The organism is Glaciimonas sp. GNP009 (assembly GCF_054343755.1).
The window spans coordinates 3,754,019-3,780,975 of sequence record NZ_JBTGUV010000004.1; the positions used below are offsets into that span (position 1 = coordinate 3,754,019).

A 26,957-nucleotide genomic window follows, 5' to 3' on the forward strand; every position below is an offset into this window, starting at 1 on the left:
AATCACGGATTAGTCCCACAGACTGATGGTCTGGCGGGAAGGTGTGGCGGTGGTAGCCGGTTCTGGCAAGGTAACGAGCCGACCGTGGGCGATAAACGGCCCGTCGTCGGCCAGACCGGGATTCAGTTCCAGCACGGCTTCGACCACGCTGGCGGTTGCGCCCAGATGCCGCCAGCACAGCAAATCAAGCGTGTCGTATTGTTGAGCGCGGACCAGCATGGTTATCCTTGTTAAATCAACTCGACCGTTAAATGATGCCGTTGCAAGATATCGGCAATCGCCCAATGCGCGTTACGCCGTTGTTCACCGGGACCGTCGTCCAAATACCCCATGGATTTCTTGTCGGCCATGGATGACGCGGTGGTGTCGTAATCTCGGTATTTTTCCAATAGGTCGGCTTTGGCGATGCTGTAGACGGCACGCCGGTAATGAATCAATAACTTACTTTCACGGTTGATCTTTTTAGCGGGGACAACTTCCAAGGTGCTGAAGCCGTTCTCCAGTTGTTGGTCCTGCCATGCGTCTAATTCCCCATTCACGTACAGGATCGCTTCGGCCACGGCCTGGACTAACCGTGGCGTGGTGACCGTGCCGTCGAGCCGCATCGCGTCACGCATGTGATGCAGATCGATAGCCGGGAACCAGCCGTCGTTCTCGACGATGGTCGGATCGGCGGTTTCGTTGGTGGCCAAGGGCACGGGGGACTTGGCGATAAAGCTCATGGCAACTTTCGTAATAGACGGCGGTGGGCGGGTGTCAGAGCTGTCAAATGAATTTGCAACTCATCGACCCGCGCCGCCGTGCGCCGTTGGGTGCTTGGGATTACGCCTTACCCTTTGCCGGTGTGGCGGTGGTCTTTTTGAGACGCAAGGTCAGGCGTTCAATATCTTTTTTAACCCCGACCCGGCTGTCGAGCGCGAGGGCGCGGGTCAGATGCGGTAAGGCCAGATGGATCGCCGCTGGTGCGGCATCGGCGACGTTATCGGCGGCGATGGCGCTTTTGTCCAGGAATGCATAGGCCAGTGCTTTATGCAATTTGGCACGCGCCTGATCCGGTGCGTCCCGGCTTTCGGTGAGCGTAATAACCAAAGGTAAGATCGTGCGACCAATTGCGGGTGTCATCTGGCCCGACAACATGGCTTCCGCAAACTCGTCCATCAGCATGGTCGGAATATCGCGGTTGTACTGATCCGGTAAGGTCAGCGCATGGGTGATCGCATAGGCGGCAATGCGTAACGCCTGCGCATAGTCGCCGACATCGATGTGCCAGACTAACAAGGTGGTCAGCACGTCATCCTGTGCGCCTTTCCCCGCGCTCAACACCCCGTCGATCCAGTCCTGGTACTCGGGCAGGATTTCTGCTTTCAGCGCGATCTTTTGTTTCACGGACTGGATCTGCTTTAAGCGTCGGCGATCCTCGGCCAACTTGTAGAGCATCAGCTCGTAGGCGCTGCCTGCGGTCAGGTGCCCTTCCGGGGCGTTCGCTGCGGCTTTCGCAGCAAGCGCCCGTGCCTTGTGCCGCAATGCGGGGGAAAGGTGGGCCATGGTTATGCTTTCGGCGTCGTGGCGTCAACCAGCACAATGTTTTCTATCATCGCACCGAGGCCAAAATCTTCGACGACATACGCGTCATTCGACGATTCGTAGTTTTCAATGCGGTCGCGCTTGGCTTCATCGACCACGCGACGGCGACGGGCCGACTCCTGCCAATAGATCGACAAGTTGTCAAAGCGGGTGATCAGGATCGCGTTATCCGGGAAATATGGGACGCTGACCGCTTGCAAGCCGCCTAAGCGCTTTTGGCTGACGATGATATCGGCGGCGAGTGTTTCGGTCGGAGCCTGATTAATATTGATCAACGGAAAATATTTGTCGTGTAACAGCGACCGACCGACGATAGCCACTAAACCATTATCTTTCTGGTACCACGGATCGAGCAGGTTGATCGCGTCATAGACAGCGGCATCGAGATTGACATAATCGCCGGTGATGTCGGCGTTGCTGCCGATGTACAGCTTGCCGGGCGTGTTGCCTTCCTGCATGACGCGCTCCGGGGCTTGTTCACGGTAGTGCTGCGGCCAGCCTTTATTGACATCCTGCAGCATCGGATACGTGACGATATCGGTGTCCGCGGCGATGCTCACGCCATTAAAGCCGATGACCATCCGGTCGAGCGCCTGACGTTTCAAAATGGTGTTCGCAATGCGGCTCTGGAAGTCGGCAAACTTGGCCCATGCATCCAACGTTTGATACTTGATATGGGTGTCGAAATTGGTCTTTTCGCAGCGATATTTATGACCGTCGAGCGTGGTCAGGTCGCGGGTCTGGCGGTCCTTGTTGGCGGTGTTGGTGCGGCTGGCCACCGGTCCGGAGATGCCAAGGCCGAGCTTTTCTCCTTCCTGTTCGGTCACGCCAATGATGTTGATCTTGGTTAAAAATTCGCTCGACTCCTGCATCTTGGTTTCCAGCTTTTGCTGGATGGTCGGGGCAACGGCAAAGGTCGATGCAGCGCTGGCCGTGTCGTTCAATACTTGCAGGCGGGTGGTGTAATGGTCAAAGGCAACGCGGGTAATTTTTTTCATTTTATGCACTCCGGCAATAATGTTTGTTTAAAGGGAACCTGGCGTTTACTAGCGATAGGCGCTTAAAACTCGGTCTGTTCCATGCCGTGACCACCTGTCGCGGCGGGTCGTTTGGACGGGTCGCCGTCCTGGGACTCCATCTGCTGTTTGAACGTGTTGAACGCTGCGGTGGTGACCGTCAGTTCCTCCTGTAACGCGGTGATCTGCTTTTGTGCAGCGGCGAACCGGATCGTGAACGATTGCGCCGTGTCGCTGGCATGCAGCGCGACGGCTTCTAAGGCTTCGCTGACATCGTTAAAACGGGCGTCATCGCCGCTTTCTTTGTGGGCGAAACGTTTCATAATATTTTTGATGGTGATGGTAAATTTGCTGTCTGTTGGCACCACATCAGCGAACTCTTCAAACTCCAATTCGGCTTCGATAGCTTCCGAAAACACGTTATCGGCATCTTGCTTACGGGCGGCGAAGAAGTTGACACTGCTGTTCGCGGCGAACTTGAGAATTTCCGTCCCGAGACTGGCCGGGCTGTCGGTGATGCCAAGACCCACCAGATAAGCCTCATTGCTGCCAGCAAATGTGGGATTGATCTCAATGCTGGTGTAAATCTTTTGCCGTTCTTTGCTCATGGCCACCAGCGACGGGGTCGGGTCGATCTGCGCGAACAGCGCTAGTTTGGTCACGCCATCGAGTTGAATTTCTTCGGCTTTGACGGCAGTGACGTCACCGTAAGCACGGAACGGACTGTCGGGCAGCGCACTGCGGATATGTTCCATCCAGATCCGTGCACCGTACTTGTCGGGATTAAAGGTCTTCGCCATTTGCGCAATTTGCTGGCGCGTGATCTCGCGCCCGTCGGTGGTAGCACCTTCGATGGCGACACGGAAAAATGTGGATTTAGTAGGCATGGTGTGCGCTGGTAAGCGTAAAAGTGGTCAGATGTCGCCATGGTCAACGACAGCGCGCCCTGATTCAATGCGCAGGGGGTTGGTAAGGCGCTTAGTGGCGCTCTGGTAGAAGCGTTACACGCGCGTGACCCCTACGCTTGCGGCATGTCAGAAACCACCCCTTTCACTGCCGCTGAAACGGATCCCAAAACGGATCCGCGCCGACTCGCCAAATTTTTATATTGGCAGGGATGGCAAATTTCGGCCGTCGCCGCTTATCTGAAACTGAAACGTTCCACCGTCGAAAGCTGGAAGCAGCGCGATGGCTGGGACAGCGCGCCCGTGCTGGAAAAGGTGGAAGCGGCACTGGACGCCCGCTTGGTCCAGTTGATCGCTAAAGACGGCAAATCCGGCGGTGATTTTAAAGAGATCGATTTGCTGATGCGTCAGGTGGTACAGACCGCCCGCGTGCGTCGCTATGAAGCACCCGGCGGCAATGAAGTGGATCTCAATCCGAAGCTGGCCAACCGCAACGCAGGACCCAAGAAAAAGCCGATCCGCAATGAATTCAGCGACGAACAGCGCATCCAGTTGCTGGACGCCTTTCAGGATTCCCTGTTTGATTATCAAAAGGTCTGGCACCGCAACAGCGACCAGCGCACGCGGGTGATTCTCAAATCGCGCCAGATCGGCGCGACCTGGTATTTTGCCCGCGAGGCACTGGCCGATGCGATTGAAACCGGGCGCAATCAGATTTTTTTATCCGCCTCCAAAGCGCAGGCACATGTGTTTAAGCAATACATCATCCAGTTTGCGCGGGAGGCGGCGAACGTGGAATTAACAGGCGACCCGATCATCTTGCCGAACGGTGCGCACCTGTACTTTCTTGGCACCAATGCGCGCACCGCGCAGGGCTATCACGGCAACTTTTATTTCGATGAATTTTTCTGGACGCATAACTTTGCCGAGTTAAACAAAGTCGCCTCCGGCATGGCGCTGCATAAGCAGTGGCGCAAGACCTATTTCTCGACACCGTCGTCGGTTACGCATCAGGCCTATCCGTTCTGGAGCGGCGACGGGTTCAATAAACGCCGCGCTGTGGCCAATCAGATCGCCATCGATCTGTCGCACAAACGCCTCGCAGCCGGCTTCACTGGCGAGGACAAAATCTGGCGCCAGATCGTGACCATTTTGGACGCCGAACACGGTGGCTGTAATCTGTTCGATATCGACGAATTACGCAATTTCGAATACAGCCCCGACCAGTTCGAAAACCTGCTGATGTGCAATTTCATCGACGATACGCAGTCGATCTTTCCGCTGATGGAATTGCAACGCTGCATGGTCGATACGTGGGTCGAATGGTCCGATTTCAAAGTCTTTGCGACACGGCCCTTTGGTAATCGCGCAGTCTGGATCGGTTACGACCCGTCATTGACGGGGGATAGTGCCGGGTGCGTAGTGCTGGCCCCGCCCTTGGTTGCTGGTGGCAAGTTCCGCATCTTGGAGCGGCATCAGTGGCGCGATATGGATTTCGAAGCACAGGCCGAGGCGATCCGGCAAATGACGCTCCGATATAACGTCGAATATATCGGCATCGATACCACCGGCATGGGCATTGGCGTCTTTCCGCTGGTGCGCCAGTTCTTCCCGGCCGCGACCGCCATTACTTATTCAGTCGAAGTGAAGACCCGCATGGTGTTGAAGGCTAAAAACATCATCAGCAAAGGCCGACTGGAATTCGACGCCGGATCAATCGATATCGCGCAAGCTTTTATGGCGATCCATAAAACGCTCACCGCCAGCGGTCGGCAAGCCACCTACGAAGCAAGTCGCACCGATGCCACCGGCCATGCCGATCTGGCGTGGGCGTGTATGCACGCACTTGACCACGAGCCGTTTGAAGGCGGTCATTCCAACACCCAATCCTTTATGGAGATTTATACCTCATGAGCAACAAGCAACGAGCGCGATCCCGCGCCGACAATATGGCAACTTCCATGGCGACGACAGACACAACCGAGCATGCGCCGCCCGCCGCATCCGGCTTCGAAGCCTTCACGTTTGGCGATCCGACGCCGGTACTCGATCACGCCGAGATCCTCGATAGTTTGGAATGCTGGTCGAACGGGCGCTGGTATGAGCCACCTGTCAATTATGCCGGGTTGACAAAATCGTTTAACTCCAGCGTCCACCACAGCAGCGCGATCTATTTCAAAGCCAACATCCTGACCTCGACGTTTGTGCCGACACCTCTACTGTCACGCGATGCGTTCAAACGGCTGACGCTGGATTTTTTAACCTTTGGCAATGCGTACCTGGAGAAACGGGTCAGCCGCAGCGGCAAGCTGTTGGCGCTGGCGCATGCGCTAGCCAAATACGTGCGGCGCGGGCGCGATCTGGACCAGTATTATTTCGTGCGCGGCTGGCAGGAAGAATACGCGTTTCGCACCGGCTCACTGTGCCACCTGATGGACCCCGACGTGAATCAGGAAGTCTACGGCGTGCCGCAATATCTGAGTGCGCTGCAGTCCGCATGGCTCAATGAAGCGGCGACCTTATTTCGGCGCAAGTATTACAAGAACGGCTCCCACGCCGGATTCATCTTTTACATGACCGACGCGGCGGCAAACAATGCGGACGTGGACAACCTGCGCCAGGCCATGCGCGACAGCAAGGGGCCGGGCAATTTTAGGAATCTGTTCATGTACGCACCGAACGGTAAGAAAGACGGTATTCAGATTCTGCCGGTCTCGGACGTCGCGGCCAAGGATGAATTCTTCAACATCAAAGGCGTGACCCGCGACGATGTGCTGGCCGCACACCGCGTGCCGCCCCAGCTGCTCGGCATCATGCCCAATAACACCGGTGGCTTCGGAGCCGTCGAACCAGCAGCGCGGGTGTTCGCCCGCAATGAACTGGTCCCGCTGCAATCACAATTTTTAGCCATCAATGACTGGGCCGGACAAGAGGTTGTGAAGTTCGACGAATACATCCTTGTGACCGGTGAAGCAAAAACAACTGAAAGGGTCTCAGCATGAGCGACATTGCCGACCGCGCCGACTACGTGATAGAGCTCGCCATAAGGCAATCATTGGCGGCGGCACGAAAGAATAACGTGATGGTGGCGGATGGCCATTGTGCCTATTGCGATGAACCGGTGGCGTTATCAAGGTGCTTTTGTGGCGTGGATTGTCGTAATGACTACGATATGGAGCAGGCCGCTTTTTTACGCGCTGGAAAGCCTTTTTAACTTAATATTTGGCTTGACCTGCCCAGCAAATCGCTCTAATGCGTGGTTAATTTTGATCATGACTATTCTTAAGAAAACGAGAAGATAGTTGATTTCCGTTAGGAAACTTCACGGCTGTCCGTTACTTTTTGGGGTCGAATTAATATCGGTTAACCATCATTTTAGGTAGGATTTGATTGGCAGGCCAGTTGCGACAAATGGCATTTGATAAAATTCCTTGTACTCGTAGTGCTAACGTTATATTTGATATGTAAAGCCTAACACTCAATCGGAGTAGAACAGCTATGTGCGGACGCATCACACAGACCAGAACGGCCGAATCCTACGCTAAAGAGCTGGGCTGGACGGACGCTGACTATCGCGAACATGATTGGCAACCTAACTGGAATGTGCCGCCCGGTAGCGCGCCCCTGTTACTTCATCAATTTGGCGGCACCCGCGCCGTTGATTCAGTGCCATGGGGCTTTCGTCCAAAGTGGGCGGTCGAAAGAAAGCTACCGATGATGATAAATGCGCGGCTGGAGAAAGCCGCGACCGGTCCTGCATTTCGGGCGATGTTCAAATCAGGGCGCGCGATTATTCCCGCGGAAGGATGGTTTGAGTGGACTGGCCAAAAAGGACATAAGCAGCCTTGGTACATCAAACTGAAAAACGATGGCCCGATGTTCTTCGCGGCCATGACGGATTTTAGACCGGACCGAGAATTACAGGAAGGTTCGGGTTTTGTGATCGTTACCGCTGCAGCCGAAGGCGGATTGGTCGACGTACACGACCGGCGTCCGGTTGTGTTGGCGGCTAAGGATGCTTTGCTGTGGATGGACAACGGTTTGCCAGAGGAACAGGCGGAACGGATCGCCCGACACCTCGCGCTCGGCCCAGATAGCTTTGAGTGGTTCATGGTGTCGACGGAGGTTAATCGAGCAGGGAGGAGTGATCCGTCTATGATTGAGCGGATTTCGTCGTGAATAAGCGGCGTGCAACGCTCCTGCGCGCACGTCCAGAAAGATGGGGCACTCCCCACCGACCAAATCTAATGGTGGACAAGCTTTGGTGAAAAGTCGTCCTTCATTTTAATTTTGGCAGCTCTCCCCAGTCAGTCGTGTACCTGGGGGTTTTATTGTCAAACCGCGCCGCCCAGCGCCCGAGACCTCCGGCAGAACCGAGTTGCACAGTATCTCGGCCATATTGTGCATTTAGCGCATCGAGCGCGATCATGACCGCCGGGGAATGCTTTACGGTGTGGGAAGCATCAAACAAGTTTCCCTGTTTGATGTTTCCAGAATAAAGGTCCATCAGGACTACCCCCGCTTTTTTGTATTTATAACCATCACGAAAGATGCGCTTCAATCCGTTGAGCGCGAAGCCGGTGAGTGTGCGCACATCATCTGACGAATCCGGTAACGGGATGGTAATGCCATTGTTGTATTGAGCGTCATCCAAGCGAAAACGGTCGGTCTCCACAAAAACGTGAATCGCTCCACACACGGATTTCTGTCCGCGAAGCTTTTCGGAAGCTCGCGCCATGTACATCGATATGGCTTCTTCCAATTCCTTGATCGTCATCACGGTCGCACCAAAGGAACGGGACGAGACAATCTGTTTGCGAGGCGGCGAAACTTCTTCTAGCGCCATGCAAGAGATGCCACGTAGTTCATTGCAGGTACGTTCCATCACGACACCGAATTGGTCGCGCAGGACTTTTGGGGAGGTCGTTCGTAATTTTTGCACTGTGTCGATGTGCATGTTACGCAGCCTATCGCTTATCTTACGACCGACTCCCCACACTTCACCGACATCAATGTGACTAAGGACTTCGTTAACATCATCGCTGTGCATACCCGCCAGATCACATACGCTATTGAATGGCGTTTGTTTCTTGGCGATATGGTTGGCCATCTTGGATAATGTTTTGGAAGGACCAATCCCGACGCAGACGGGCAGGCCTGTCCACTGCTTAACGTGATGCCGTATGGTCTGGCCCATGTCGGTCAATGTCGGCCAATGACCGGCCATACCATTGAGACTTAAGAATGACTCGTCGATGGAATACACTTCAACATCAGGACTGTAGTCGCGCAAAATGGTCATGACGCGGTTGCTCATGTCGGCATAAAGCGTGTAGTTGGACGATAGTGCGATGATTCCATGCTTACGTGCCAAATCCTGCAATTGAAACCACGGCGCGGCCATCTTGACACCGAGCGCCTTCACTTCATTCGAGCGCGCCACCGCACAACCATCATTATTCGATAAGACGACAACCGGTTTGCCTTCCAGCCGGGGATTAAAAACGCGCTCACAACTGACATAGAAATTGTTGACATCGACCAGGGCGAATAACTGGGAAGGCGGTGCGCCCATGATTAGACAGCAAACTTCCGAACGACCCCTGCAACCACGCCCCATATTTGTAAATCATCGTCGTCACTAACGACAATGACCTTATAGGCTGGATTCTCTGGACGCAGTTCAACTACTCCACGGCGGCGATAAAGGCGTTTCAAGGTGAATTCGTTACTTATGACCGCCACAACAATATGGCCGTGCTTAGGTTCAATCGAGCGGTCCACCAATACCCGGTCGCCAGCGAGAATGCCCGCACCAGTCATGCTATCGCCCTCAACTGTAAAGTAAAACGACGCCGCTTTATGCTTAACGAGGTAAGTGTTGAGATCGAGACCTTCCTCCACGTAGTCGGCCGCAGGGGATGGGAAACCTGCAGGTATCTTAATAAGAAACAACGGAACAGGGCAAGCCTCGGGGGCGATGACCGCCGCAAGGGCATATTGCGCGAGGCTAACTGGTGCGCACGCTTGCGTGCAGTCGAGGGGGCTCATGGGGCATTTAATTATACTGTATGAATATACAGCTATATTATCACCTTTGACCGCCGCCGCGCACTACCCACCACGCCTGCGGGCTTCATTAGATGCACTGGTATTAGCGCACCGTGGCATACCGCCAGAGCCCCGCCCGGCGCGGAGCAAGGACCGATTGGCGCTGCATCAGCGTGATGCAGTTTGATGCACCTGAAGCCTGTTATTTCTATCAAATTAGGACTCCACACTATTAAATGTATCCCTGATATTCTTAAGATTGATGGCTGCAACCAGAATGAATGGCGCGTTGTGTGAATATTAAATAGAATGCAATATATTTTTTATCCCACGGCTGGCTGCACCCCTTTAAATCCATACGGTAGTCTCTTCATAAAATGAGTTCTTCCCCATATATATCGATCCTCCACTCTCTCTTGAAAGCTTGGCAAGGCGGTCATCGGCGTGTACGTGCCACTTTGATATTGATCGTTGTCCTAGTGTTAAGCGCAACATTGATCAGCGCCCTTGCTCAATTGTTAGGAGTTGATAAGAAAATCATCGGTATTTTTGCTGCAACACTCGCCCTCGCGGCTGGCATTGCCCTTCTTGGTGTCCTCTCGTACCAAAGTCTTGTCGATCAGCAGGTTCGCGAAGAGAAAATTGAAACCGTAGAAGAGCGTTTAAGGGAGCATCCCGAGCGGCCTCAATTAGCATGGGACTTAGCTCGGATAAAACTTGAGAATTATCTAGACCGAAATCTCAGCCAAGTGCGTTCCATTTATTGGCTAACGCTGATAGTCATGTTTTGTGGATTTGGATTTGTAATGTATGGTCTTTTTCAAGCTTCAACTAATCCTGATAAGCTGGCAGTGTCGATTGTGGCCTCCGCTTCGGGGGTACTCATTAGTTTCATCGGCGGGTCTTTTTTGCTCATATACCGTTCTATTCTTTCGCAGTCGAAAGAGTACGTAACCGTACTAGAACGAATCAATGCAGTAGGCATGGCCGTACAGGTTATCGCGAGTATTCCAGATACGAATTCAGACCTTAAGAGCCAAACGAAAGCGGAGTTGGCAAAACAACTTTTGAGTCTATATGCAATGTCACCACCATCGCATGCAAGAGCTATGCGATCTACTGATTAATTCAGCTAGAGGTCTTCTTGGCTATTACGTATCGCTAGGATCATGTCGTTAAGAAAATTTGTAATTTCGATTTCAGTTGCCGAACGCGAGGAAGTGGAACCGATCTTTCCTTGGTAACCCTCAGAGTTTGCATGACAATATGTAACGATGCAATCTTCTAAGTCTTGAAAAATTTCATTTAATTTTTGATATAGGGGAAGGCTGTAGCTACCCATCAGTATTAATTTACGGGCTATCAATCGATGTTGTTCTTGAAATTTTTCGCGAAAGCTTTCAATTTGCTCATTATTCGTGGATAGTTTGTTTGATTCATTTGGAAGCTCTGCGATTAGCCATGAGAAAAACTCAAGTGTAGGATCCATTGCTCCCGGGAAAGCTACTTTTCTTAACCAAAAATCATCTTGAATCGATTGTTTTCTAGCCCGTGAATCTTTTTGTTGATTTAACAAAAAAGTTGTCACAGAAACTGCCAACGCCGCTAATGCAATCCACGTTCCAGATTCCTGGTAAAAATGACTATTGTTTTGAATTTGTACTAAGAAGGGTTTTTCGAAACCGACGGTTGCAGTTAACGAGGAGTTGGCTTCGGGCAAGTTAAAACCACACGGGCCTTGAATAGGTGGAATAATTGCTTTAATGGAATCTATCGCCTTGTCGCGTGTAACGAGGGAGTCTTGATTTGGAACCTTAAAACTTAGAATGCCTGCGCTAGCCGTGCTCAATTCTTGTTTGAAAAAAGAGCCTTAGCTTGCAAGGCAAGGCCGGCATAGTCGCGAAATGCCTTTGTCAGCACAGGCTTCGCCTCAAAATGATATTTTGAAAAGAATGCTTCAACACTACCTGCCTTTACCACGCTTGGGCCAAACAGCCCTAAAAAAAATGAACTGGTAATCGAATAGGTGGTTTCTGGAATTTGGATATCAACTAGCGTGCTAGATTGGTCGATATTATCCAGAGCGAATTTCGCTCTTATCAATTCACCCCGGGGCCTGCCTGAATATACCGGGCCACCAATGTTACTGAAGTCAATGATCATGTGATTGCTCATTTTGCAATTCCTCTACCAACGAACTCTCGGACAAAGACAAAGGAAATCGTATACTAATGATTGTTCCTGGGAAGTAAAATTGACCCAAACTTTTGACGAAAGAAGGATCGGGTAATTCGTTTAAATCATTTGTGGAGTTAAACGCTATCGTCCGTCCTGCTATTGTACCTTCTAAAACTCGATCCTGCATGCGATACGTTCCGTCGAAAAGGATGTAAGTTCCTCCAGACACTATCGCCATTTTTGCCTGAGCCAGACCGTTACTAGGCGCAGAATAAATTTTTTGGAAAAAATTTATAAATTCAACAGTTCCTTGTCCTCTACTCGTATCCTTGTTGCTATTCAGTCTGCTAACATGCCCCTGTAGTGCAATTACGGTCAATAGGTCTTCCTCCCGCCAGCGATTTCCAAAAAAGCCTTTGGACCGATGAGTTTCTACATATTGTCGAATTTGATTCTTGGTATAGGAGTCATTGGGCAATGTCCTTAAAGAGTCTGCAATCGACTGTCCGAAATTGAATATTGCTATTTCACAAACAGGTATATCTAAACTGTTGTCTAAGTAACCTTGAACACTCCAATCAACGAAGTCAGCATGGTCCTCTGCATTTGCTAGTATTTCACCTAAATAACTAACTAGACTTTGTTTTCCTTCGTCGCTCAGTTCTTTATTATGATCACGAAGGCACTGGTCGATGTGATCAACGAATTTGGCTTGCTCCCGATCTTTGAAATCAGCAGTGGTACCATCAACACTTTTTACATAGTGACAATTTCTTGCATCAAATATGCGAAGTTTCTTAACTTCAGCGGCGGAAGGTGCCTCGTGGTTAATTTCCATGTGCTTAATGATGCCCATCGCCTTTATAAATCTTTTCACCGACTGATCTCTCGGATACCGCCCAGCGATTCGGAGTCGCTTCCTTCGAAGCTGTTGTAGTTCGTTTTTGAATTCGACCGCAACGAAATCTAACAAAGCATTAGCCGCTAGATCGTATTGCTCAAGTTGCTCAAGTTGGAAATCAATTCTCCCAATCTTATATCCGGATCTTAAGCCCTTTGCAAAACTCGTCACTAAATCGATCACGATTTCCGGACATTCAATTATCGAAAAAATACGGGGAATCTGAATATACAAAATCTTCTTACTTGAAGGGAGTACTTTTTTTGCGTGCGAGGCGAGCATGTTTAACACATGCCTGTCTTTAGAAAAACGCTTTTTATAGAGCAGCAAGAAGGAGCGATCTCTCGTGAGAGATTTTAGCGACCTGATCCGACGCCGCTGTGCCTTTCTAAGTCTTTTTTTTGACAATAATAGGCCAACAACTCGATCCGGATTTATCATTTTTTATGTCTTCTTCCAACGACTTATTGAGTTTTACACCTTGAAAGATTCGCCTATTTCACTTCATAAACTAATCAACTGAGTGGCCCCTTGAAGGCTAGAAATAAACGCCGAGGGATTATATACCTGCCTTGTCCTATTTAAGATAAATTTGCCCCTATAACTCCGCTCAACAAATATGAGGGTAAATTAAAAATGTATCGGTTCAGCAAAATACCCTTTCTAGACGGCACGCGCTGCAATACGTTGCTTCATAGCTGGTTGGGTGCCTAACTCGGCCATCGGCCGCATTTCAGCACGTACGTTACAAGGTTGATCAGGCTTCCCCGAAGGGATGTGTGTTTATCATGTTCTTTTAAAGTGGTTTTAGACGATACATTTGATTGTGAGAGGGGGGGAATGTCTATATAGGCAACATTTTCTTAATAAGAGGTATTTCTGTATATAAAAAAAATAATGGGAGGCTTGCAATTCAGGAAGGGATTCAGGTCAGCAGCCAGCATTAAGATCTAAAGGCAGCAGGGATGTGGAGACTTTCCTTTGCTTCCCAGATGCTCACTCCGATGATGGTAAGTAACTGATTTTTATAGAAAAAATAGAAATGTCGTTTTGTGATGAGGGAAGTGCTTGATCACAATGCAATCTTAGGTCTGACCGGCAGCCGCTGATTGAAAAACAATAGAAGACCTATCAGTTTTGATGACGTTTTTAGCGGGGACTTATTATGAGTAAGTTTTGTTTCGTGCCAAGCAGCATTTCGACCCAAAAAGGACCGATTACCTTGGGACTAAAGTGGGCGCAATTCTGCTCCGCAAAAAATAAATGAGGTAGATAGGACAAGGGTTTCCGATGAAGCGTTTTTCGAATTGCGGAGCAAAAAGTACGCTAAGTATTTGTTATTCTTGTGTATTGCTTCGGACTTGTAATCAGGGGGGCGGCGGGTTCAAGTCCTGTAGCCGCATCAATGTTTAAAAGCTACAGCTATGTGAGTTTTTTTTCGTTGGTTCAGTAAAAGCTCACTTTGTTGGTTTAACCAGCCTCCCTTTATGAAACCTTTTGATCGAACGAGGTGGTAAAAATGAAAGAAATTTTGTAGGAACATCGTAAAATCTCTCCTATGATGCAATGCTTATTTTTATACTGGCAGATTCCTACTTAATGATCTAACATTTTGATTATAAAGAGCTTTCCCTAAGGATTGTGATTCCTGTTGTCGTGGGTTCGAGCCCCATCAGCCACCCCAAAAAATATAAGGCTTCGGCTGATAGTACTTGCTAATATTCGGAAGCTAAAACTTCAAATTTAGCAAGATAAATCAAGGGATACCGTGAAAACGGCATCCCTTTTTTTTCTTCAAATTCTGCGTGGTACGTGCATCGCCATTTCTCTGGTTGGGCATAATCTCAACCTGCTCGGTTCCGTTTAGCGGCCATGGCGTATGTAAAGCATAGTCAGCGGGGGTTCCTTGGCAAATCAAATCCGTCGTCTATCTATATATATATATATATAGATAGATAGATAGATAGATAGATAGATAGATAGATAGATACATAGATACATAGATTGTGCGTCACCTTTTTGTTAGCAAAAAGAATCGGCGCGAACAATCTCATCTATAAGAAGTAAGTAATTTCATCTTCTTGATCGCGCGCGGGCAGCTTGTCGTGGGCAGAGTAAAGTCTGGCGCAAAGAGATCGGATTTCTGCAGAAGATTGCAGAGTGGCCGCGATGAATTAGAATTATAAAATGACGAATCTGCATAAAAAAGCGGTTGTAGGGCTTCTTCGCCTGCTAATTAGTATGGGCACTTTAGTGTTTGTGCCTGAGCGGACATTGCATTATTGGAGGGGCTGGGCTTTTTTGGGTGTATTTTTGGGCTCTGCGCTGGCGATTACTGTCTGACCTTCCCCTGAAATTTAGTTCTCCATAGGTGACGTAAAATAACGTTACATTTGGAAGAAATAGAAATGACTAAAATACCAAAACAGGCATATACAACCGAGTTCAAGGAACTTGCTGTTAAACGGGTGGCTGATGGACAAGCGGTTTCGGCGGTCGTCAAAGAATTAGGTTTGAGCGACCAGACGTTGCGTAACTGGATCAAAGCTTCTGCGACGGGTAAGCTGAAAGGTGCCGGTAGCAAAGTGATCACGCCAGAAGCCATGGAGTTGTCCCGTCTACGCGCAGAAGTCGCTCGTCTGAAGCGAGAGAACGAAATAATAAAAAAGGCAGCGGCGTACTTCGCGAGGGATGTTCTGTGAAGTATGCCTGGGTTAAGGCGCAAGGCAAAACGTTTGCGTTGGCTGAAATGTGCACGGCACTTGAGATCAGCATTAGTGGATTTCGGGCATGGCAGCGCGGTGGTAGTCCTGCTCGCAAACGTCTGTCGGATAGTCAGACACTGGCGGTGGTACGCGGCATCCATTCTGAACATAGGGGGGCATACGGCAGTCCTCGTATGGTCCGTGAATTGCGGCTGCGCGGTTTTACTGGAGGCAAAGAGCGTATTGAGCGGCTCATGCGCGAGAACGGTATCCGTGCTCGGCATAAACGGCGCTACAGAGTGACTACCGACTCGCAGCATGGTTTGCCAATAGCGGAGAACCTGCTGGCCCGCAAATTCATGCCGGATGCGCCAAACCAAGTGTGGACTTCGGACATTACCTATCTGTGGACCGATGAAGGCTGGTTGTATCTGGCTATTGTTCTTGATCTGTTCAATAGAGAGGTGATTGGCTGGTCGCTCAAGCCTCGGATGACGACCGATATCGTGATGGACGCATTGAAGATGGCATGGTTTCGCAAAAGACAGCCACCAGGCGTGATGCATCATTCGGATCGGGGCAGTCAGTACGCCAGTTATGCATTTCAAGCACAACTCAAGGTATTTGGCATGACGTGTTCGATGAGTCGCAAAGGAAATTGCTGGGACAACGCCCCTACGGAGAGCTGGTTTAACAGTTTCAAGAACGAACGGTATCATGGCCTGCGCTACCTGACTCACGCGGACATGAAGGCTGCAAGCTTTGAATACATTGAAGTTTTTTATAATCGTCAGCGGCTACATTCGACGCTCGGCTACCGATCACCAATTCAGTATTTGAAATGTTGGGCAAGTGAGCAGGAGAAGCAAAAAATAGCAGCATAAAATTCACCTCATGGCAGACGAAATATCGAGGGAAGCTCAGTCTATCTGGCAAAAAAAGATCCTAAGCTATTGGCGCGGCGACTAAATATTGGTCCCAGTGCCGAAAAAGTAGAAGGCCAACGCACGATATTAACGCTGCTCGTCATCGTATTTGTCATGGTGTTTGTTTTGTCCGCCATTGACCATCATTTTGTTTGGTCAACCGTTCCTTTATATGTAGTGGTGCTTGGAGATGCTCTTGTCGCGGCGGGGTTCCTTTGTATTTTTTTTGTGTTCAAAGAAAATACCTATGCGTCGGCGATCATCGAGGTCGACGCGAATCAAAAAATCATTTCGACTGGGCTGTATGCATTCGTGCGCCATCCGATGTACGCCGGTGGCGTCGTTATGCTTACTGGCATTCCGCTCGCGCTTGGCGCGTGGTGGGGGTTGTTGTTAGTTGTTTTGATGGCGCTTTTAATTGCGTGGAGGCTCTTTACTGAAGAGATTTTTTTGGCCGAGAATCTTTCTGGCTATGTTAATTACCAAAAGAAGGTTAGGCATCGTTTGCTGCCGTTCATTTGGTGAGGGTACGTGACTGGCGTGGCTTCTTAGAAGTGTTGTTCGCTGCGCAGAGTGTGCGGGCTGCTTTGGCTTCTTCTAATAAGATGCTAATTGTCGAAGTGTTTTCGGCGGTATGTGATGAGGCGCATGAATCCATCGTGATCTCCAATTTTTTCGGGATTAAGTATTATGGAGTACTGAAATAGCGACGGGATTTGCGCGGTAGTTTTGCCTGCTTTCGAGCCGGAATCCGAGATGGAAAAAAAGGTGGTAAAAGTCCTTTTTAAAAGTATTTTAAAATTGTTTATAAAATTGCTTGCCAGTGTTGAGATGTGTTGCTATAGTTCGGCCTCTGTTGAAAACGACGCGAAATACTGAGTACGGCGCAAGCGGTGCGAAGGGCGAAATTGGAGGCGGAAACGAGGTTGTAAAGTGGGGTGTTTTGAGCGGTAGTTGTGAGTTGATTTGGTTTTAAATTGTTTCTAAAATGATTTAAAAAGAAGTTGACGAAAAGTTCGAAGTGCCACATAATCTCATCTCTCTGCTGCTGACAAACAAAACGCTTTGTCAGCGCTGCGAACACCGAGCGTAAGGTTGGGTGTGACGCCAAACAGAGACAGTTCTTTAACAATTAACAGCCGATAAGTGTGGGCGTTTAATGAAAGTGCAGCGTGAACTACTTCGGTGGTTTGCGTATAACTTAAAACATTAAATGTTCACAAAAGAAGAAAATAGGATATTTGCCTGAGTCAAATTGGGGAGATAGCCTGTCAGTATTTTGAGTGAGCGATAGCAGCGATGCTAGGCAGCAATGCCACAAAACAGAGATTAAACTGAAGAGTTTGATCCTGGCTCAGATTGAACGCTGGCGGCATGCCTTACACATGCAAGTCGAACGGTAACAGGGAGCTTGCTCCGCTGACGAGTGGCGAACGGGTGAGTAATATATCGGAACGTGCCTGGTAATGGGGGACAACTAGTCGAAAGATTAGCTAATACCGCATACGCCCTACGGGGGAAAGAGGGGGCTTCGCAAGAACCTCTCGTTATCAGAGCGGCCGATATCTGATTAGCTAGTTGGTGAGGTAAAGGCTCACCAAGGCTTCGATCAGTAGCTGGTCTGAGAGGACGACCAGCCACACTGGGACTGAGACACGGCCCAGACTCCTACGGGAGGCAGCAGTGGGGAATTTTGGACAATGGGCGCAAGCCTGATCCAGCAATGCCGCGTGAGTGAAGAAGGCCTTCGGGTTGTAAAGCTCTTTTGTCAGGGAAGAAACGGTCTTGGTTAATACCTGGGGCTAATGACGGTACCTGAAGAATAAGCACCGGCTAACTACGTGCCAGCAGCCGCGGTAATACGTAGGGTGCAAGCGTTAATCGGAATTACTGGGCGTAAAGCGTGCGCAGGCGGTTTTTTAAGACAGGTGTGAAATCCCCGGGCTTAACCTGGGAATGGCATTTGTGACTGGAAGGCTAGAGTGTGTCAGAGGGGGGTAGAATTCCACGTGTAGCAGTGAAATGCGTAGAGATGTGGAGGAATACCGATGGCGAAGGCAGCCCCCTGGGATAACACTGACGCTCATGCACGAAAGCGTGGGGAGCAAACAGGATTAGATACCCTGGTAGTCCACGCCCTAAACGATGTCTACTAGTTGTCGGGTCTTAATTGACTTGGTAACGCAGCTAACGCGTGAAGTAGACCGCCTGGGGAGTACGGTCGCAAGATTAAAACTCAAAGGAATTGACGGGGACCCGCACAAGCGGTGGATGATGTGGATTAATTCGATGCAACGCGAAAAACCTTACCTACCCTTGACATGGCTGGAATCCTTGAGAGATCAGGGAGTGCTTGAAAGAGAACCAGTACACAGGTGCTGCATGGCTGTCGTCAGCTCGTGTCGTGAGATGTTGGGTTAAGTCCCGCAACGAGCGCAACCCTTGTCATTAGTTGCTACGAAAGGGCACTCTAATGAGACTGCCGGTGACAAACCGGAGGAAGGTGGGGATGACGTCAAGTCCTCATGGCCCTTATGGGTAGGGCTTCACACGTCATACAATGGTACATACAGAGGGCCGCCAACCCGCGAGGGGGAGCTAATCCCAGAAAGTGTATCGTAGTCCGGATTGTAGTCTGCAACTCGACTACATGAAGTTGGAATCGCTAGTAATCGCGGATCAGCATGTCGCGGTGAATACGTTCCCGGGTCTTGTACACACCGCCCGTCACACCATGGGAGCGGGTTTCACCAGAAGTAGGTAGCCTAACCGCAAGGAGGGCGCTTACCACGGTGGGATTCGTGACTGGGGTGAAGTCGTAACAAGGTAGCCGTATCGGAAGGTGCGGCTGGATCACCTCCTTTCTAGAGTTTGCCCGGACATTAAGCGTCCACACTTATCGGTGTGTTAGTTAGAAGAAGAACAGTCATATTAGGAACGTGCTAATCAGGACGGGTCTGTAGCTCAGTTGGTTAGAGCACCGTGTTGATAACGCGGGGGTCGTTGGTTCGAGCCCAACCAGACCCACCAGTTATAGAGGTACGATTTAAGGGGGGCTTAGCTCAGCTGGGAGAGCACCTGCTTTGCAAGCAGGGGGTCATCGGTTCGATCCCGTTAGCCTCCACCATTTACTTTGCTGGGCACACCGCCTGGTGCATAAAGTAAGCGTAAAAAATCAAACCTAAGTCAGTATTTGCGCGGGGTAGTAGCGTGAAATAAAGCGATTTAGGTTTGATCTTTTTAAGATCATTGGCTGTTTGTTCTTTAACAATTTAGAAGAAGTAAAGATTCGTCTGCGCTACGACAGTAGTGTGGATGGGTATGATTGTATCAAATCAAAAAGTATTAAAGAGTTCTCAAAAGAGCATACGTAAGTATGCAAATGCGATAACACTTTGGATACGGCAAACGCTAAAGTAATACTCATAAGTAATATCCTATAACCGGTTTTTGGTCGTGAACGCGATCAGAGGCTAACGTTATAGGGACAAGTGAATAAGTGCACATGGTGGATGCCTTGGCGATTACAGGCGATGAAGGACGTAGTAGCTTGCGATAAGCTGCGGGGAGCCAGCAAACAGGCTTTGATCCGCAGATTTCCGAATGGGGAAACCCACCCTTTATGGGTATTGCATACTGAATACATAGGTATGCAAGGCGAACGTGGCGAACTGAAACATCTAAGTAGCTACAGGAAAAGAAATCAACCGAGATTCCCAGAGTAGTGGCGAGCGAAATGGGAACAGCCTGCACGATTTAGCATCAGCGATAATGGAACACTCTGGAAATAGTGGCCATAGAGGGTGATAGCCCCTTACATGAAATCGGTGGTGTGGAACTAAGTGTGCGACAAGTAGGGCGGGACACGTGTAATCCTGTCTGAACATGGGGGGACCATCCTCCAAGGCTAAATACTCGTAATCGACCGATAGTGAACCAGTACCGTGAGGGAAAGGCGAAAAGAACCCCGGAAGGGGAGTGAAATAGATCCTGAAACCGTGTGCATACAAACAGTAGGAGCGGACTTGTTCCGTGACTGCGTACCTTTTGTATAATGGGTCAGCGACTTACATTCAGTGGCAAGCTTAACCGTATAGGGAAGGCGTAGAGAAATCGAGTCCGAATAGGGCGTTCAGTCGCTGGGTGTAGACCCGAAACCAAGTGATCTACTCATGGCCAGGATGAAGGTGCGGTAACACGCACTGGAGGTCCGAACCCACTAATGTTGAAAAATTAGGGGATGAGCTGTGGGTAGGGGTGAAAGGCTAAACAAACTTGGAAATAGCTGGTTCTCTCCGAAAACTATTTAGGTAGTGCCTCAAGTATCACCATCGGGGGTAGAGCACTGTTATGGCTAGGGGTTCATTGCGAATTACCAACCCATTGCAAACTCCGAATACCGATGAGTGCGAGCTTGGGAGACAGACGCCGGGTGCTAACGTCCGACGTCAAGAGGGAAACAACCCAGACCGCCAGCTAAGGTCCCAAAGATTGGCTAAGTGGCAAACGAAGTGGGAAGGCTAAAACAGTCAGGAGGTTGGCTTAGAAGCAGCCATCCTTTAAAGAAAGCGTAATAGCTCACTGATCGAGTCGTCCTGCGCGGAAGATGTAACGGGGCTAAGCCAGTCACCGAAGCTGCGGATATGTACCTATTTATAGGTCATATGGTAGGAGAGCGTTCTGTAAGCCTGCGAAGGTGTCTTGTAAAGGATGCTGGAGGTATCAGAAGTGCGAATGCTGACATGAGTAGCGATAATGGGGGTGAAAAGCCTCCACGCCGTAAGCCCAAGGTTTCCTGTTCAACGTTCATCGGAGCAGGGTGAGTCGGCCCCTAAGGCGAGGCAGAGATGCGTAGCTGATGGGAAGCAGGTTAATATTCCTGCACCGTCGTGTGATGCGATGGGGGGACGGATCGCGGAAGGTTGTCCGACTGTTGGAATAGTCGGTTTTTGGCTCAGAGAAGGCTGTTAGGCAAATCCGGCAGCGTAATTCAAGGGGTTGAGACGAGTGAATTTATTCATGAAGCAATCGGAAGTGGTTCCAAGAAAAGCCTCTAAGCTTCAGTCACACGAGACCGTACCGCAAACCGACACAGGTGGGCGAGATGAGTATTCTAAGGCGCTTGAGAGAACTCGGGAGAAGGAACTCGGCAAATTTGTACCGTAACTTCGGGATAAGGTACGCCCCGGTAGCTTGACTGGCTCGCGCCAGAAGGGTGAAAGGGCTGCAATAAAAAGGTGGCTGCGACTGTTTAATAAAAACACAGCACTATGCAAACACGAAAGTGGACGTATATGGTGTGACTCCTGCCCGGTGCTGGAAGATTAAATGATGGGGTGCAAGCTCTTGATTGAAGTCCCAGTAAACGGCGGCCGTAACTATAACGGTCCTAAGGTAGCGAAATTCCTTGTCGGGTAAGTTCCGACCTGCACGAATGGAGTAACGATGGCCACACTGTCTCCTCCCGAGACTCAGCGAAGTTGAAATGTTTGTGATGATGCAATCTACCCGCGGCTAGACGGAAAGACCCCATGAACCTTTACTGTAGCTTTGCATTGAATTTTGAACCAATCTGTGTAGGATAGGTGGGAGGCTTTGAAGCGTGAACGCTAGTTTGCGTGGAGCCAACCTTGAAATACCACCCTGGTTTGTTTGAGATTCTAACCTTGGTCCGTTATCCGGATCGGGGACAGTGCATGGTAGGCAGTTTGACTGGGGCGGTCTCCTCCCAAAGTGTAACGGAGGAGTTCGAAGGTACGCTAGGTACGGTCGGACATCGTGCTGTTAGTGCAATGGCATAAGCGTGCTTAACTGCGAGACTGACAAGTCGAGCAGGTACGAAAGTAGGACATAGTGATCCGGTGGTTCTGTATGGAAGGGCCATCGCTCAACGGATAAAAGGTACTCTGGGGATAACAGGCTGATTCCTCCCAAGAGTTCATATCGACGGGGGAGTTTGGCACCTCGATGTCGGCTCATCACATCCTGGGGCTGTAGCCGGTCCCAAGGGTATGGCTGTTCGCCATTTAAAGTGGTACGTGAGCTGGGTTTAAAACGTCGTGAGACAGTTTGGTCCCTATCTGCCGTGGGCGTTGGAAATTTGAAGGGGGCTGCTCCTAGTACGAGAGGACCGGAGTGGACGAACCTCTGGTGTACCGGTTGTCACGCCAGTGGCATTGCCGGGTAGCTAAGTTCGGAAGAGATAACCGCTGAAAGCATCTAAGCGGGAAACTTGCCTTGAGATGATATTTCCCGGGAACTAGATTCCCCTAAAGGGTCGTTCGAGACCAGGACGTTGATAGGCTGGGTGTGGAAGCGTAGTAATACGTTAAGCTAACCAGTACTAATTGCCCGTGAGGCTTGTCCCTATAACCTTAGCAGGTTATAGATTAAGCTAATGAGATATGTGTTTGCCTGAAAAGTGCAATCATACCCAGCAGTGCGGTGACACACCCTTGTCACTGCACTGCAGTAATACAAAACTTTACTTCTTCTAGATTGCGTTGTTTGTTGCCCCATTGGGAACACACGACACTACAGTTTATGCCTGATGACCATAGCGAGTTGGTACCACCCCTTCCCATCCCGAACAGGACCGTGAAACGACTTTGCGCCGATGATAGTGCTGCAACCAGTGTGAAAGTAGGTCATCGTCAGGCTCTTATTAGAAAACCCTCTCCGAGTAATCGGGGAGGGTTTTTGCTTTGCAGAAACGATTTATGCAATGACAACACCCAACACCCAACACCCAACACCCAACACCCAACACCCAACACCCAACACCCAACACCCAACACCCAACACCCAACACCCAACACCCAACACCCAACACCCAACACCCAACACCCAACACCCAACACCCAACACCCAACACCCAACACCCAACACCCAACACCCAACACCCAACACCCAACACCCAACACCCAACACCCAACACCCAACACCAAACACCCTCTCAACGTTTAATCTTGAAATTTCCGGACGCCGTGCCCGACCAAGAGACGCCGCTAGTCGATTACCTCCTCTTTGTTGTCTTAACGCTCTTTTTTTTGACGTTGATCAGCGTATTTCCGCTACTTCTCTTCCGTTGCTACCGACGCAGGATAATCGGCAGCAATGGGTACAGTTCGAATAGTCATGTAAATCCGAAAAAATATGATATTTACAATAAAAATGTGGGATTACTAACCGTACTTCAGGTAAGTGATGATAATAAGAGACCTTCAAATCACCCATAATTTTATATTGATCGCGGGTGTCCCACTGATTAAGCTTGTCTGGGCCACTTTTTTATCGGGCTACCTTCGCATCACCGGTCCCTTAAAAGATTATTTAATGTTATCGGAACATGTGTTTTTTTGTAAAATTAGCTGTGCAACGAATGAATTAAGATAGGCTGTATGGGTCCTATTACAGTTAATAACTCAAGGAAATTACACATGAAAAAAATCGCACTTATTCTCGGGTTAACAATGGTTTGTATTGGCGCGCAAGCTGCTGATTGGCAAGTTGTTGGTCAAAGTGATGTATCCAGCCTCCAGTTAGATAAGGATTCTATTAAAGAAACAAACGGCATACGACAAGTATGGTCGATGTGGAACTTTCGAGAGGCGCGTAAGAATGAGGGAGATCCTACGTTTCCGACTTTTAAGTCGTACCAGGATTTGACAGAATATAATTGCGCTGCGAAGACCACGCGATTAGCGCGAGAAATTTTGTTTGTGGAAAATGATGCCAAGGGGGACAAACGCGATCATTCAGAAGCGTTGAAAAATAGTAAGTTTGCCGCACCGGTTAAGGGCTCTTTGGCTGATGGAATTATGACAAATTTCGTTTGTAATCAAACGCTTGGGACTCAATAATCCCTATCTGAAATAGGAATCGGCGATATGCATATGTCAGAACACCACTTGAATCGCTTTTATTTTAGTCCTGACATGCGTAACTTAATTATCTTCTGATTCCTTTTTTACCCTCTGAGGAAAGCGCTTATAGTGCTGGACCCGATGAATAATAGGATGATGCAAAACCGCTTGCGGTAATTTACTACAATCTGTGGCTCCAGTGTAACTACCGCATGGAAGACAGAATAATTTTCTTCATGCGTTTTTTTATTATTCGCCTTTCTTTCTAATTACTAAAAAATTGGCGCAGTCTGTTATCTGATGTGACATGGATCGTCTTAGATAGGCAATTCATACAAAGAAGACTGTATAATTCTGCCGCGAGTGTCGCCTTCGCATAACGGATAATGCAATCCCCTCCTAAGGGATAGATACAGGTTCGATTCCTGTAGGCGATACCATACTGCGAGATTACGGTCGCATATTTCAGGTTAATAGCGCTATTTTGAATTGAATTTGGTATCCACAATACCGTGTTTCAGTTTGCTATTGATGAGGTACTACAAGGTAATTCCGATACGTACATTGCTTAAATTGCAACTTTTTCAAAAGGGGCGTGTGGCAAAGTCATGTTGAGCGAGCATATTCGAATAAACACGGTGCTGCTGCCAATGGGCCGCTCATTAAATTCCAATTTTTTGGATGCGTGTGACAGGTCATCGAATTCAAGCCGATGCCCTTAGTGAGCTGTATGGTTTTTTGGCTATAAATTACACAACGATCCAACCCGAGCCAACTTAGTGCGGCGATTACTCATAAAATGCAACAACAAGCTATAAAGCGCGTAACTTATAGCGAGATATCGCCACCTATCGGTACAATGCGCAATTCATTCATTTAATTGGCTGCGTGGTGATTTTCGCAGACTCTCTTTTTCTGGTTTTCTACTATGGCAGTCATTTCTATTACCAACGCACAACTTGCGTTCGGTCACGTTGCGCTATTGGATCGCGCTGAATTTTCCCTGGATTCGGGAGAGCGAGTCGGTTTGATCGGTCGTAACGGGACTGGAAAATCCTCTTTGTTAAAAACTATTGCTGGCGTTTCCAAACTGGATGATGGTTTGATGGTGATGCAGCAAGGGATAAAGATCGCTTATGTTGATCAAGAGCCGCATTTTGTTCCTGAAATGTCAGTGTTTGATGCTGTAGCATCCGGCATGGGCGAGATGCAGGCGTTATTGAATGAGTATGACGCATTGACAGGGCAATTTGGTGGGGACGATGACGACGCCATCATGGAGCGCATGCACGTAATCCAGGGCAAGCTTGATGCAGCAGACGCATGGAGTCTGACAAATAAGGTCGAAACCACGCTTGATCGCCTTAACCTGAACAAAGACTCCTTGATGGGTACGTTGTCAGGTGGGATGCAGAAGCGTGTCGCTCTCGCTTGCGCGTTGGTCAGTGCCCCCGACGTTTTGCTTCTCGATGAGCCAACCAACCATCTTGATTTTAGCTCGATCATGTGGCTGGAAGGATTATTGCGCGACTATAAAGGTAGCGTCCTGTTCATTACCCATGATCGTAGTTTCCTGGACAATGTAGCGACACGTATCGTTGAACTTGATCGCGGTCGTATTTTGTCGTTCCCCGGTAACTTTACTGCGTATCAGGTGCGTAAAGCTGAGCAACTCGAAATTGAAGAAGTTGAAAATGCCAAGTTCGACAAATTTCTGGCACAAGAAGAAATTTGGATTCGCAAAGGTGTACAGGCACGCCGTACCCGTGACGAAGGCCGTGTGCGACGTTTAGAATCGTTGCGTCTGGATCGCACAGCGCGGCGCGACCAGCAAGGGCAGGTCAAGCTCGATGTGTCAGCAGGCGAGCGTTCAGGCAAGATTGTCGCTGAGTTGACGGATGTTAATCGCGCCTTTGGTGACAAGGTCATCGTTCGCGATTTCACTGCAACTATTTTACGTGGCGACAAAGTCGGTTTGATCGGGCATAACGGCGCGGGAAAAACCACGTTGCTGAAGTTGATTTTGGGCGAAGATCAACCAGATAGCGGCACTGTCAAACAGGGAACCAAGTTACAGGTTGCCTATTTTGATCAAATGCGGGCGCAATTGGATGACGAAGCAAGCTTGGCAGACACGATAGCACCGGGTAGCGACTGGGTCGAGATTAACGGTCAGCGTAAGCATGTAATGACATATCTGAACGATTTTTTGTTTGCGCCAGAACGCGCTCGGTCTCCCGTTAAATCATTGTCCGGTGGTGAGCGTAACCGACTATTGCTAGCGCGCCTTTTTGCAAAACCAGCCAATGTGTTGGTATTGGATGAGCCGACCAACGATCTGGATATTGATACGCTCGAGTTGTTGGAAGAGTTGCTGGAAGATTATAAGGGCACTGTGTTTCTGGTCAGTCATGACCGTACCTTCCTCGACAATGTCGTGACGCAGGTTATCGCGGCAGAAGGCGACGGTTTGTGGCGTGAATATGTCGGTGGCTATAGCGATTGGGAGCGCGTGCGTCCAAGTCCTGCAGCATTGGCGGCTAAAGTCAAAGCCGAAACTAAGGCAGAAGTTATACAAGCTCCAGCGGCAAAGCAAAAAAAGCTCAGCTATAAAGAGCAACGTGAACTGGATGAGTTGCCGGTACTTATTGCGAAATTGGAAGCAGAGCAAAAGGCGATTACCGCGCAATTGGCTGATCCTGAGTTGTATGTTAAAAAGCCGGATGAAGTGAAGCGCTTGAACCTGCGCTTTACCGAACTAGATAGTTTGTTGCTCGAAGCGTTGGAAAAATGGGAAGTGATTGAAGCCCGCAACAAAGGTTAACT

Annotated in this window: 20 protein-coding genes, 3 tRNA genes and 3 rRNA genes; 16 read left to right on the forward strand and 10 right to left on the reverse strand. The window is 49.4% G+C overall.

Going from position 1 to position 26,957, the window contains the following annotated elements:
- Positions 1–9: 9 nt before the first annotated feature.
- From ACXX82_RS17545 to ACXX82_RS17565, 5 genes are all read right to left on the reverse strand, one after another.
- Positions 10–219: a tail protein X gene (locus tag ACXX82_RS17545; RefSeq protein WP_458563379.1), complete on the reverse strand. Its 210-nt coding sequence runs from the start codon at positions 217–219 to the stop codon at positions 10–12.
- 11 nt (positions 220–230) lie between these two features.
- Positions 231–722, reverse strand: coding sequence for a head completion/stabilization protein (locus ACXX82_RS17550; RefSeq protein WP_458563380.1), 492 nt, complete (start codon positions 720–722; stop codon positions 231–233).
- A gap of 100 nt (positions 723–822) precedes the next feature.
- Positions 823–1,545, reverse strand: coding sequence for a phage terminase small subunit (gene gpM, locus ACXX82_RS17555; protein WP_458563381.1), 723 nt, complete (start codon positions 1,543–1,545; stop codon positions 823–825).
- A gap of 2 nt (positions 1,546–1,547) precedes the next feature.
- Entirely contained in the window at positions 1,548–2,582 is a 1,035-nt protein-coding gene (locus ACXX82_RS17560; RefSeq protein WP_458563382.1) for a phage major capsid protein, P2 family, read from the reverse strand.
- A 62-nt stretch (positions 2,583–2,644) separates the two neighbouring features.
- Positions 2,645–3,487: a GPO family capsid scaffolding protein gene (locus ACXX82_RS17565; RefSeq protein WP_458563383.1), complete on the reverse strand. Its 843-nt coding sequence runs from the start codon at positions 3,485–3,487 to the stop codon at positions 2,645–2,647.
- A gap of 144 nt (positions 3,488–3,631) precedes the next feature.
- Between ACXX82_RS17565 and ACXX82_RS17570 the strand changes: the two genes are divergently transcribed.
- The 4 genes from ACXX82_RS17570 to ACXX82_RS17585 all read left to right on the forward strand — a co-directional run bounded on the left by ACXX82_RS17570 (position 3,632) and on the right by ACXX82_RS17585 (position 7,684).
- A complete protein-coding gene (locus ACXX82_RS17570; RefSeq protein ID WP_458563384.1) occupies positions 3,632–5,419 on the forward strand; it encodes a terminase ATPase subunit family protein in 1,788 nt (595 codons plus the stop codon).
- Positions 5,416–6,507, forward strand: coding sequence for a phage portal protein (locus ACXX82_RS17575; RefSeq protein ID WP_458563319.1), 1,092 nt, complete (start codon positions 5,416–5,418; stop codon positions 6,505–6,507). Before ACXX82_RS17570 ends, ACXX82_RS17575 begins: the two co-directional genes overlap by 4 nt.
- The gene (locus ACXX82_RS17580; RefSeq protein WP_458563385.1) at positions 6,504–6,719 is read left to right on the forward strand and encodes a hypothetical protein; all 216 of its coding nucleotides are present in this window, start codon (positions 6,504–6,506) and stop codon (positions 6,717–6,719) included. The genes ACXX82_RS17575 and ACXX82_RS17580 overlap by 4 nt, the downstream gene beginning before the upstream one ends.
- A gap of 284 nt (positions 6,720–7,003) precedes the next feature.
- The gene (locus ACXX82_RS17585) at positions 7,004–7,684 is read left to right on the forward strand and encodes an SOS response-associated peptidase (RefSeq protein WP_458563386.1); all 681 of its coding nucleotides are present in this window, start codon (positions 7,004–7,006) and stop codon (positions 7,682–7,684) included.
- 100 nt (positions 7,685–7,784) lie between these two features.
- Here the strand turns inward: ACXX82_RS17585 and ACXX82_RS17590 are convergent, their stop codons facing one another.
- Entirely contained in the window at positions 7,785–9,080 is a 1,296-nt protein-coding gene (locus ACXX82_RS17590; RefSeq protein WP_458563387.1) for a Y-family DNA polymerase, read from the reverse strand.
- Between the two features lie 2 nt (positions 9,081–9,082).
- Positions 9,083–9,556 carry a LexA family protein gene (locus ACXX82_RS17595; RefSeq protein WP_458563388.1) on the reverse strand — a complete coding sequence of 158 codons (474 nt, stop codon included), beginning with the start codon at positions 9,554–9,556 and terminating at the stop codon, positions 9,083–9,085.
- A gap of 377 nt (positions 9,557–9,933) precedes the next feature.
- On the opposite strand from ACXX82_RS17595, the gene ACXX82_RS17600 reads away from it, so the two are divergent.
- On the forward strand, positions 9,934–10,683 hold the full coding sequence (locus ACXX82_RS17600) for a TRADD-N-associated membrane domain-containing protein (RefSeq protein WP_458563389.1): 750 nt from the start codon (positions 9,934–9,936) through the stop codon (positions 10,681–10,683).
- Positions 10,684–10,688: 5 nt separating this feature from the next.
- Here the strand turns inward: ACXX82_RS17600 and ACXX82_RS17605 are convergent, their stop codons facing one another.
- Genes ACXX82_RS17605 through ACXX82_RS17615 form a run of 3 tightly spaced genes read right to left on the reverse strand, consistent with a single transcriptional unit; the run spans position 10,689 to position 12,965 of the window.
- Positions 10,689–11,405 (reverse strand): hypothetical protein, encoded by a 717-nt coding sequence (locus ACXX82_RS17605; RefSeq protein WP_458563390.1) that lies wholly within the window; start codon positions 11,403–11,405, stop codon positions 10,689–10,691.
- Positions 11,402–11,731 (reverse strand): hypothetical protein, encoded by a 330-nt coding sequence (locus ACXX82_RS17610; protein ID WP_458563391.1) that lies wholly within the window; start codon positions 11,729–11,731, stop codon positions 11,402–11,404. The genes ACXX82_RS17605 and ACXX82_RS17610 overlap by 4 nt, the downstream gene beginning before the upstream one ends.
- Positions 11,709–12,965 (reverse strand): hypothetical protein, encoded by a 1,257-nt coding sequence (locus tag ACXX82_RS17615; RefSeq protein ID WP_458563392.1) that lies wholly within the window; start codon positions 12,963–12,965, stop codon positions 11,709–11,711. The genes ACXX82_RS17610 and ACXX82_RS17615 overlap by 23 nt, the downstream gene beginning before the upstream one ends.
- 2,078 nt (positions 12,966–15,043) lie before the next feature.
- On the opposite strand from ACXX82_RS17615, the gene ACXX82_RS17620 reads away from it, so the two are divergent.
- The 11 genes from ACXX82_RS17620 to ACXX82_RS17670 all read left to right on the forward strand — a co-directional run bounded on the left by ACXX82_RS17620 (position 15,044) and on the right by ACXX82_RS17670 (position 26,955).
- A protein-coding gene (locus tag ACXX82_RS17620) for an IS3 family transposase (protein WP_458563393.1) occupies positions 15,044–16,224 on the forward strand; the annotation gives its coding sequence in 2 pieces (ribosomal slippage) (positions 15,044–15,296 and positions 15,296–16,224; 1,182 coding nt in all).
- A gap of 69 nt (positions 16,225–16,293) precedes the next feature.
- Positions 16,294–16,791, forward strand: a complete 498-nt coding sequence (locus ACXX82_RS17625; protein WP_458563394.1) for a methyltransferase — start codon at positions 16,294–16,296, stop codon at positions 16,789–16,791.
- Positions 16,792–17,597: 806 nt separating this feature from the next.
- Positions 17,598–19,130: ribosomal RNA gene (locus ACXX82_RS17630) — 16S ribosomal RNA — on the forward strand.
- An 89-nt stretch (positions 19,131–19,219) separates the two neighbouring features.
- A tRNA-Ile gene (locus tag ACXX82_RS17635) sits at positions 19,220–19,296 on the forward strand.
- A 21-nt stretch (positions 19,297–19,317) separates the two neighbouring features.
- Positions 19,318–19,393: transfer RNA gene (locus ACXX82_RS17640), tRNA-Ala, on the forward strand.
- 358 nt (positions 19,394–19,751) lie between these two features.
- Positions 19,752–22,634 (forward strand): 23S ribosomal RNA (locus ACXX82_RS17645).
- A 178-nt stretch (positions 22,635–22,812) separates the two neighbouring features.
- Positions 22,813–22,925 (forward strand): 5S ribosomal RNA (rrf, locus tag ACXX82_RS17650).
- Together the 16S, 23S and 5S rRNA genes with 2 tRNA genes alongside form the textbook arrangement of a ribosomal RNA operon.
- 65 nt (positions 22,926–22,990) lie before the next feature.
- Positions 22,991–23,401 (forward strand): hypothetical protein, encoded by a 411-nt coding sequence (locus tag ACXX82_RS17655; protein WP_458563395.1) that lies wholly within the window; start codon positions 22,991–22,993, stop codon positions 23,399–23,401.
- Positions 23,402–23,705: 304 nt separating this feature from the next.
- The gene (locus tag ACXX82_RS17660) at positions 23,706–24,128 is read left to right on the forward strand and encodes a surface-adhesin E family protein (RefSeq protein WP_458563396.1); all 423 of its coding nucleotides are present in this window, start codon (positions 23,706–23,708) and stop codon (positions 24,126–24,128) included.
- Positions 24,129–24,496: 368 nt separating this feature from the next.
- A tRNA-Arg gene (locus ACXX82_RS17665) sits at positions 24,497–24,571 on the forward strand.
- Between the two features lie 488 nt (positions 24,572–25,059).
- On the forward strand, positions 25,060–26,955 hold the full coding sequence (locus ACXX82_RS17670; protein WP_458563397.1) for an ATP-binding cassette domain-containing protein: 1,896 nt from the start codon (positions 25,060–25,062) through the stop codon (positions 26,953–26,955).
- Positions 26,956–26,957: the final 2 nt, after the last annotated feature.

Excerpts from the sequence above, each read along its gene's own strand:
- ACXX82_RS17545 (WP_458563379.1), bottom strand. The coding sequence starts at position 219 with ATGCTGGTCCGCGCTCAACAATACGACACGCTTGATTTGCTGTGCTGG.
- ACXX82_RS17550 (WP_458563380.1), bottom strand. The coding sequence starts at position 722 with ATGAGCTTTATCGCCAAGTCCCCCGTGCCCTTGGCCACCAACGAAACC.
- gpM (WP_458563381.1), bottom strand. The coding sequence starts at position 1,545 with ATGGCCCACCTTTCCCCCGCATTGCGGCACAAGGCACGGGCGCTTGCT.
- ACXX82_RS17560 (WP_458563382.1), bottom strand. The coding sequence starts at position 2,582 with ATGAAAAAAATTACCCGCGTTGCCTTTGACCATTACACCACCCGCCTG.
- ACXX82_RS17565 (WP_458563383.1), bottom strand. The coding sequence starts at position 3,487 with ATGCCTACTAAATCCACATTTTTCCGTGTCGCCATCGAAGGTGCTACC.
- ACXX82_RS17570 (WP_458563384.1), top strand. The coding sequence starts at position 3,632 with ATGTCAGAAACCACCCCTTTCACTGCCGCTGAAACGGATCCCAAAACG.
- ACXX82_RS17575 (WP_458563319.1), top strand. The coding sequence starts at position 5,416 with ATGAGCAACAAGCAACGAGCGCGATCCCGCGCCGACAATATGGCAACT.
- ACXX82_RS17580 (WP_458563385.1), top strand. The coding sequence starts at position 6,504 with ATGAGCGACATTGCCGACCGCGCCGACTACGTGATAGAGCTCGCCATA.
- ACXX82_RS17585 (WP_458563386.1), top strand. The coding sequence starts at position 7,004 with ATGTGCGGACGCATCACACAGACCAGAACGGCCGAATCCTACGCTAAA.
- ACXX82_RS17590 (WP_458563387.1), bottom strand. The coding sequence starts at position 9,080 with ATGGGCGCACCGCCTTCCCAGTTATTCGCCCTGGTCGATGTCAACAAT.
- ACXX82_RS17595 (WP_458563388.1), bottom strand. The coding sequence starts at position 9,556 with ATGAGCCCCCTCGACTGCACGCAAGCGTGCGCACCAGTTAGCCTCGCG.
- ACXX82_RS17600 (WP_458563389.1), top strand. The coding sequence starts at position 9,934 with ATGAGTTCTTCCCCATATATATCGATCCTCCACTCTCTCTTGAAAGCT.
- ACXX82_RS17610 (WP_458563391.1), bottom strand. The coding sequence starts at position 11,731 with ATGAGCAATCACATGATCATTGACTTCAGTAACATTGGTGGCCCGGTA.
- ACXX82_RS17655 (WP_458563395.1), top strand. The coding sequence starts at position 22,991 with ATGACAACACCCAACACCCAACACCCAACACCCAACACCCAACACCCA.
- ACXX82_RS17660 (WP_458563396.1), top strand. The coding sequence starts at position 23,706 with ATGAAAAAAATCGCACTTATTCTCGGGTTAACAATGGTTTGTATTGGC.
- ACXX82_RS17670 (WP_458563397.1), top strand. The coding sequence starts at position 25,060 with ATGGCAGTCATTTCTATTACCAACGCACAACTTGCGTTCGGTCACGTT.